Raw genomic sequence first — 8122 nt, forward strand, 5'->3', positions numbered from 1 at the left:
TATGCTTTCATGCCTCGATTAATTGCCTTTTTAACTCCTTCTAAATAAGCGAATCCATATTTTTTATCGGGTTCTAAGTAAGTACCTTCTGCCCATTCATTCCACGCATTAATAAATAAAAACTCGCTATTATAAAGGGAGTATGCACGATGAATTTGCTTACTTAAATATATTGTGAATTTCTCAGGGGTAGAACCTATGAAAATACTACTGTTTAAATCTTTGCGGCGAGCTGTATTATCCCAATCAACAAAAGCTCCAGGGAATGTTTTTTTCTTTGAGGGAGATCGTTTTAATATATACATCCATACTTTATCGTAGTCCCAAGCATTTAATTGCATACCAGACTCATATATGGTTTTATTTATGTCTGAAGAGCTATCATGGGCAATTGTATAAAAAGGTTCAAATTGAATGCTAGCATCGAATCCGTTTATATGTGGAATTGGAAAGCTGTTTAGTGTTTCTACAAAGAATATACCTTTCAAACCATTTTCTTGTGCTAGTATATTCCAATAATTAAGCATCTTTTCACAATCAGGAATATGTCCTGGGCGATAAATAATGAATAAAGGCTTACCATCTATCCGAATATATCTTTTATCTTGGAACGCTTGTAATAAATATTCAAAGTGCTCTTTCCAATCTGATACATCTCCATAATCTTGAGGCATTAATATATGCTTATCGAGACCGTCCCAAGTTTTTGTCCATGGTTCATTTGCCCAAGAAAGGCAAAATGGAAAATCTGGTTCACCTATCTTAAGTACCTCATTTAAAGGTGTTTCTAATAGCCTTTTACCTTTAAACCAGTAATGATAATAACAAAAACCATATATGCCGTATGCTTTGGCGATTTCAGCTTGCCATTTTCTTACGGAGGGAATTGTTAAGTCATAGTAAAAATCTCGATACGGTTCTCTTGGTTGATAATGTCCTGAAAATAAAGGGCGTGCACTTTTAGTATTTGTCCATTCGGTAAAACCTTTCCCCCACCATTGGTCATTTTCTTTTATCTGGTGGAATTGAGGTAAGTAAAAGGCAATGATTTTCAAGTTTTATCGCCCCTTTATTGTGTCTCCTCCATATATGAAGAGATGATATTAATCTTTTTGAAGAATAAATAACGCTTGTGGTAATCGATTTATATCATCAAAAAAATCCCTTAGTTTAAGATACTTCTCATAATGTTTTTTAATATAAGTCATAGGTATAACAGTTTCTCCGTAAAAGCTACTATTTCTAATATCTCCTGCACCAGTAGGACTGTGGACAAAATTTCCGTTTTCATAATCTGAGATGGCGCGATGTATATCTGGAAAAGCTTGAGATAAAGTTTTATGCCATCCTGTTTGAATTAATTCAGGATGTTCTTTAAATTGTTGACAAAAATCGAGAAAATATCGTGCCTGTGTTGTGGCAATAAAAATTCCGCCTGGACGAAGTATTCTTGAAAATTCTTTTATCCAATTTTCTGCAGTTTCTTCAGATAAATGTGAGAATACGGAATAAGCGAATATGATGTCTAATGAATTGTCGTGAATAAATTCTACAGGAGGTTGTGGACTTGCTGTTTTATATATCCCCCTTCCTAATGTTTCATTACAAAGAGTGATCATTGCAGGATCCACATCAATGCCGAGTAGATTTTGATCAGAGACATCTTTAAATAAGAAACGTATAATTCTTCCCCATCCGCAACCAAAGTCTAAAACTTTACTTTCTTTATTCAAGGGAACACCTAAATTTTGAGCGTATGTTTTTATATGGCTATAAAACAAATATGCTTCATATAGGGCGTGTTCATAGGAAGCACCTACAAATTGTTTTTGAATTTCTTCAGGGGGGAACATAGGTACGGGTACGCCGTTTATAGTTGTTTGTGAGCAACTTTGTATAAATAGATTTAGAAGTTGGGCGTCAGATAATGGACTAACAAGGTTATCAAAATCACTTCCTAACTTAAAGTTATTCATTTGTTAAACCTCCGAATTACATAATGATAAAAATTATTTACGAGCTTTTTGTACTAATAAAAACATGCAAAAATTCAGCATCTAATCCTAGGGATCTATCCTTTTGTAAATAAACAATAGTATACATATTTGCATGTGTATAAATATATTCAATCATATCTTGCCCCCAATCAAATGTTACTAAAGATCCATTCTTATCGATAGGGTTTCCATGATAAATGGGCTCTTCAATATACTCAATCACTTCTTTATTCACTCTCGCTCTTTGCAAAGTTTTTGTGAGTGTATGATACCAAGGGACAGTAAAGACATGAGCGCCGCCAGGTTTTAATACACGCTCTATTTCTTTAAAGGCTTTGTTTGGCTCCATTACATGTTCAAAGACATCTTGAGTAATGAACAAATCAAAAGATTCATTTGGAAAAGTCATGTTTTCTAAGTTCTCACATCTAATTCCTTGAAAGTATTGACCGAGAGGATAGTTTTTAAAGTATTGAGAGTATGTATAGTTTTTGCAGTTTTTTATTAGTAGCTGAGTTGTAATCCCTCCAGGAGAAGATTCGTGGATATGATAGGAACCCCATTTTGGAAAAAATGTATTTAAAACATGGATTAAAGCTCGTTGCCTCGGTATAGAGTGGCATGTAGGACATAAGTAATGATCTCTAAGCCAATCATTATGCTCTATAAATGTAGTTTCCTTCTCACAAATAACGCAGTATCCATTATTGTGTTTCAAATTACCTTCCATATGACATCACTCCTGTGTTAAATGCATATGACACACACGTCAACAATCAGCGAAATCAAAGAGAGTGGGTGAAAATTAGGGAATCCATAAAAGTAAGATTGGTAGAAGGGAATAATTAGTGGGGGAGAACCCCGCACTAATTAAAGTTTCACTTTATGCTATGCGATACATTCGCTTTTATTCATTGAAGAATGTATAGACTTAAAATATCCCTTTTGTGTACGGATACATTTCAAAGTCCTGTGCATATATTTCTGTAACTAAATCCATGGTTTCTTTATCATAAAAGCTTTCATATGTCGGAAAGCGAGGGAAGGATGCATCTGTAATGCTAAGTTCTGCATAGCTTCCTGTATAAAGCATCTTATGAGCGCGATGATGATCTGAATTTGTAAGCTGCGCTAAATTGGATTTAACTAAATCGTACGTGTGTTCTATCTTGGTGATTTGTGTATTAAAATCTTCTAAAGGAATATAGTATTGGATGAAGTTTTCTTCACCTGGAACGTATTGCTGACTAAAATGTATATCTGTTGCTAGGGAATTGGAACCGAATGCTCGAACGTAATATAAAAATTGTTTAAATGATATTCCTTGGTTACTATAGTTGTCATTATAAAAATAATGGCGGATACTTTCCCATTGAGGGCTAGCGTATGGATTGTCAGCAAGCAATAAAAAGGAGCTGACAGCCCTTGTATAGGGGTTTCGCACAAGTTTATAAACATCTTTTTTGGCTTCTAGAAGACCATTTTGTAACTCAAGTATGTAATTTGTATTGTTTTTATACACCCAGAACTCATAGTAATGAATAAAGTCATTGTATTTCTTTGCTTCAGGAAATAATCCAATTTGAAAAAAGAACCAATTAGCTAATGTGGTACATCCGCTTCTATGGCTCCAGAATAGTATAAGTGGAAAGTCTTTATGGAAATGTGGAATTCGATCTTTATGTAGGATTACATGATTTAAAAGCTCTTGATTTACATTCTTCATAAATTTAGTGCTCCTTTTTGAAAGTTTTATTTATGGAGAAGGTTTTTAAAATAGAATAAACGAGTGAGAATTTGGGAAGGGAAGTTTTTATTAATCCAATATATTCATGGGAATGAGTAAATATTATGAGTGTTTTTTGCGGTCATTTTAAATAAGATAGCGATTCTAAAATGAAAATATAAAATAAAGATAATGAAAATTTATAAGAGGCATACAATTATAAGAGAATAAATAATAGAAGTGACCAAGTTTATTTATTTGTATTTCTAGGTATGATAAGCAAAAATCTTATTACTAGAGAGGGTATTATGAGGAAAAATAATTATTTAATAGTAGGTGGAAATAGTTTCATTGGTATTAACCTCGCATTAGGTTTATTGAAACAAGGTCAAAATGTAAAAGTATTTTCCAGACATATAAATAATTTTCCTCAAAATATTATAAGTGAGGTTGAATTTATTAAAGGTGATTTAGCAAATGTTGAAGATATATATAAAGCTTTAGTGAATGTGGATATGATCATTTATTTAGCTGCAACGTCTAATGTAGCAACTTCAATTGAAGATGTTTTCGGAGACATGAACAGTAGCTTTTTTTTCTTAATTTCATGGAAAGTGTTAAAAATTTTCCTATTAAAAAAATTGTATTAGCATCTTCTGGAGGTACAGTTTATGGTGAACCTGAATATTTACCTATTGATGAGGAACATCCATTAAAACCACTTTCTCCTTATGGAATAACAAAAGTGTCGCTTGAGAATTATTTGTACTTTTATAAGAAAAAATATGGAATTGACTATGTTGTATGTAGATATTCTAATCCATATGGAAAATATCAAAACCCTTTAAAGAAAGTTGGAGCAATAAATTGTTTTTTGTATCAGCATCTCAGTAATGAAAAGATTAATATATATGGGAACCCACAAGAGATTATTCGAGATTATATTTATATCGATGATTTAGTTGAAATCACTATACAACTATCACAATTAAATCGTTTGAAATCTTCTGTGTATAACATAGGCAGCGGCAAAGGTCTCTCTTTAAAACGAATTATAGTAGAATTGGAGAAATTAACGGAAAGAAAAGTGGATTTTATCTGCTATAAACAAAAACAAGAAAATGTTCAAAAAATCATTTTAAATATAGATAGGGTAAGACAAGAATGTAATTGGGAACCGAAAATAGATTTCAAAAGTGGAATTAGATTAAATAAGCTATGGATTGAAGAGTTCTTATATAGTAAAAAATAATAAACCATGCCCTACTTGTGTATAAGTAGAGCGTGGTTTATTATTTTATTTCTTTTTTTATTACCCAAAGGTCTTGATGTTCCCACCAAAAACCTTCAGTGTATTTTTTGATGATAGGGTTATAAGGTAATAATTTAATTTTGTCACATACGTAAGAGGGACTAACGATCGTTTGCCCGTATTGATTAACATCTAAATCCAATTGTTCACTAGAAGGGAGAAACCAATAACCCTGTTTATCTAAATCTGGAAAGTTGAAGTACTTTTTACTTTGATAACCATGAGTTGTGAAAATGAATAAGCCATCAGGGGAAACAGCATTATACAATGTTTGAAGCCAACGAAACCAAGTTGTATCAGGCATATGAGAAAAAAAGGATAGACAAAAAACGATATCATACGTAGACGAGGTCAATTTTACCTGTTCAGGTTCAGGGTGAGATAAGATAGAAGAATTATTTAATGTGCTTTCAATAAAAGTAATAGCCTCTTCATGTATATCGCAGGTAGTTATACTTAAGCTCTTTTGTAGGTTTAATAAATGACGTGTTACACAGCCATATCCGGATGCGAATTCTAATAATTTAATTGGAGTTTCTATAGGAGGATAAAAGGAAGTAATTAAATCTAAGAGTGTATCTGCTGATTTTCTCCCATCTTTAAAATAATAATCTATCGCTTCTTTTTTAGACGGGAAGACTGGATTAGTGACAAGGAATTGAAAGATATGATCCTCTGGATGGATACTTGCATTTACATTGTAGTTGTGTGCAATTTGAGAAATCAAATCTTTATTTGCCTCTATAAATTCTTTCAAAGAGTAACCCCCCTTAAATGATAGTAACGCCTTACAAGAGATACTGATGGTGAAGAAAATATATAATTAAATCTTCAAATATGCTTTAAGGTACTTTCTATATGTGTACATTTTCTTTTTTGAAATGTCGTCGATAGTAAAGGTTTCTTTAATGAAATTCTGCATTTGTACAACTTCACTGTAATGAGAATATGGATCTTCTGTTTTCGTTACGCTATTTGTATGTCGTCTATGATAGTTTAGGGGTTTTGGATTGAAATAAATATTCCCCTCTTTAAGAATAGAAACATAGAAAAACCAATCACCAGCCACTTTAAACTTTTCTAATTGTTTTTCTGTTGTTTTTATATCTATGTTTTTAAAAACTACACTTGAGACATTAGGTATGGTGTTTTTGATAAGTAACGTATCTTGTATTTCATCTGTCCCTTTTCGAAAATAAGAACTTTTCCATTTTTCTTTATCAATATCATTTGTGTAATCTAAATAATGATTGGCCAGGATATTTCCTTGTTCATCTATTTGTTTTGATTGTGTGTAGCTTAAGGTAACATCACCATTTATATGAAACCCTTGTATTACTTCTTCTAAAAATGTCTGATCACATAAGTCATCGGCCTCTGCAATCCAAATATAATCACCGGTTGCTGCAGAGACGCCTTTTATCCATTGTTTAAATACAGAACCAGAGTTTTTATCATTAATAATCTGCTGAACTTTTAGGTGGGGCTTATTTTCGTTTGAGAGCAGCTTTTCAAATATAGATACGCTATTGTCAGTAGAGGCATCGTCTAGGAAAATTAGTTCGTAAAGGGGATAGGTTTGGTTTAATATTGATTTAACTCGGTCAGGTAAGTATTTTTCGTAATTATAGTTCGGTACAATTACGCTTATTTTTTTATAATTATGCTCAAGCAGGTTTAATAATTGATAAATGTAATGAAGAAAGTTGAAATCTTTTTCAATAAGTTCTTGGCCGAAGCTACCTTTTTGTAATCGTAAATCTTCATCTCCAATAAATTCATATATTCTTTCCAGCATCTTCGGTAAATTTAAAAAGTCTACTAAGGCGCCAGTTTGTTCCGTAACAACATCTTCAAAACCTCCAGCGTTTTTAAACCCTATAACAGGGACTTTTGTATCTAATGCTTCTAAAACAACGTTGGGAAAAGGATCTTCTCTTGAAGTTAATAAATATAAATCAGCCCCGGCGTTATATAAACCGATATCTGGAGTAGGCTCCACTAATGTGAAATGTGCTGTATATCTTTGGGAGAGCGTATTTAAAAAATGAACATCCGTTCTCCCGACCCAGATAAAATGAATATTCGTATGAACCTTTCTTACTGAGTAAGCAATAAGTGAGAATAAATCTATCCCTTTTCGATGATCAGCGAAACCTACGCCCAAAATGATTTTGCTGTCTAGAGGCAGGTTGTGTTTTTTTCGTAATTCGTTTCTAGCTTTTGCAATATTGTTCTTATAAGGATTGTGGTTAAACAAACCTTGAGGGAGGATGTGGCATTTTTGATGATCTAATTGGGTGATTGTACGGAATTTTTCATACACGTACTGTGAAGGGAAGACAATTTTGTAAGCAAACTCGGCAATGTTTCTAGCTTTTCCCTCGGCAGAGTACTGTTGTATTAAATGCGGCAATTCATGTATTAATGAAATAACTTGTATATTGTGTTTAGCTAGTAGTGCAACTATATCACCGCTTATGACGGTACTACATATGGCGATGGTATAGTCTTGTGATAATAACTCCTTTATTAATAATTCGACCTTTTCTTCCGTTTGGTAGTCTTCCTCTAGGCAATAAACAGGACCATACTTTTGAAAGTCGTGGATTAAAATGCCCGTTCCAATAGAAATAATTGCGACGGAGTAATGAAAGTTTTCTTTAAGAGCTTTAATAGTATGTAAAGAAAGTAGCTGTGCTCCGTGGAAATGGGCATCATGGGATACATAAATGATCTTCTTATTAACATGCATTTCATAACGCCTCCTAAGTTTATTTATCATTCCTAGAGATAAGTGGGAGGAGAGAAATAGTGACTTTAGCTGGGATGTTCTCAAAATAAAAAATGCTATCCTTAATATATATTTGTTTGATCTGATATTCATTCTTTAGAAAGGTATTAGTAGTAAGTAAATAAATGAGTATAAACTGTAGATTATTAAAGTGACTACACAAGTTTAATAATCTCTAGGGATGGACTAGAAATTCGGAAGTTTCAATGCTTTTTATGATTTGTAAAATAAAAACAAAAAGGTGTTGACGATTAGGGTATAGAGGTGTAATATAGAACAAGTCGCCGATGAAA

The 8122-nt window shown here is 32.7% G+C and carries 6 protein-coding genes and 1 pseudogene; 1 reads left to right on the forward strand and 6 read right to left on the reverse strand.

The features are described from left to right. The 4 genes from CDB3_RS00620 to CDB3_RS00635 all read right to left on the reverse strand — a co-directional run. A partial coding sequence (locus CDB3_RS00620; protein WP_128853209.1) for a glycosyltransferase WbsX family protein occupies positions 1-1055 on the reverse strand: 1055 nt, incomplete at its 3' end. Between the two features lie 48 nt (positions 1056-1103). After that, positions 1104-1976, reverse strand: coding sequence for a class I SAM-dependent methyltransferase (locus tag CDB3_RS00625; protein ID WP_128853210.1), 873 nt, complete (start codon positions 1974-1976; stop codon positions 1104-1106). 37 nt (positions 1977-2013) lie between these two features. Continuing rightward, positions 2014-2727 carry a class I SAM-dependent methyltransferase gene (locus CDB3_RS00630; protein WP_128853211.1) on the reverse strand — a complete coding sequence of 238 codons (714 nt, stop codon included), beginning with the start codon at positions 2725-2727 and terminating at the stop codon, positions 2014-2016. A gap of 201 nt (positions 2728-2928) precedes the next feature. After that, complete coding sequence (locus CDB3_RS00635; RefSeq protein ID WP_128853212.1) at positions 2929-3723, reverse strand: sulfotransferase family 2 domain-containing protein; 795 nt, start codon at positions 3721-3723, stop codon at positions 2929-2931. 308 nt (positions 3724-4031) lie between these two features. On the opposite strand from CDB3_RS00635, the pseudogene CDB3_RS00640 reads away from it, so the two are divergent. Beyond that, a pseudogene (locus tag CDB3_RS00640) lies at positions 4032-4975 on the forward strand (NAD-dependent epimerase/dehydratase family protein). Positions 4976-5015: 40 nt separating this feature from the next. Here CDB3_RS00640 and CDB3_RS00645 read toward each other — a convergent pair. Then, complete coding sequence (locus CDB3_RS00645) at positions 5016-5792, reverse strand: class I SAM-dependent methyltransferase (RefSeq protein ID WP_128853213.1); 777 nt, start codon at positions 5790-5792, stop codon at positions 5016-5018. A gap of 66 nt (positions 5793-5858) precedes the next feature. Continuing rightward, complete coding sequence (locus CDB3_RS00650; RefSeq protein WP_128853214.1) at positions 5859-7790, reverse strand: glycosyltransferase; 1932 nt, start codon at positions 7788-7790, stop codon at positions 5859-5861. Between the last annotated feature and the right edge of the window lie 332 nt (positions 7791-8122).

It is taken from the genome of Bacillus sp. CDB3 (genome assembly GCF_002081505.1).
GTDB lineage: Bacteria > Bacillota > Bacilli > Bacillales > Bacillaceae_G > Bacillus_A > Bacillus_A cereus_AT.

What these genes read in the sequence shown, in the direction of transcription:
- CDB3_RS00635 (WP_128853212.1), bottom strand. Translation starts at nt 3,723, where the DNA reads ATGAAGAATGTAAATCAAGAGCTTTTAAATCATGTAATCCTACATAAA.
- CDB3_RS00630 (WP_128853211.1), bottom strand. Translation starts at nt 2,727, where the DNA reads ATGGAAGGTAATTTGAAACACAATAATGGATACTGCGTTATTTGTGAG.
- CDB3_RS00650 (WP_128853214.1), bottom strand. Translation starts at nt 7,790, where the DNA reads ATGCATGTTAATAAGAAGATCATTTATGTATCCCATGATGCCCATTTC.
- CDB3_RS00625 (WP_128853210.1), bottom strand. Translation starts at nt 1,976, where the DNA reads ATGAATAACTTTAAGTTAGGAAGTGATTTTGATAACCTTGTTAGTCCA.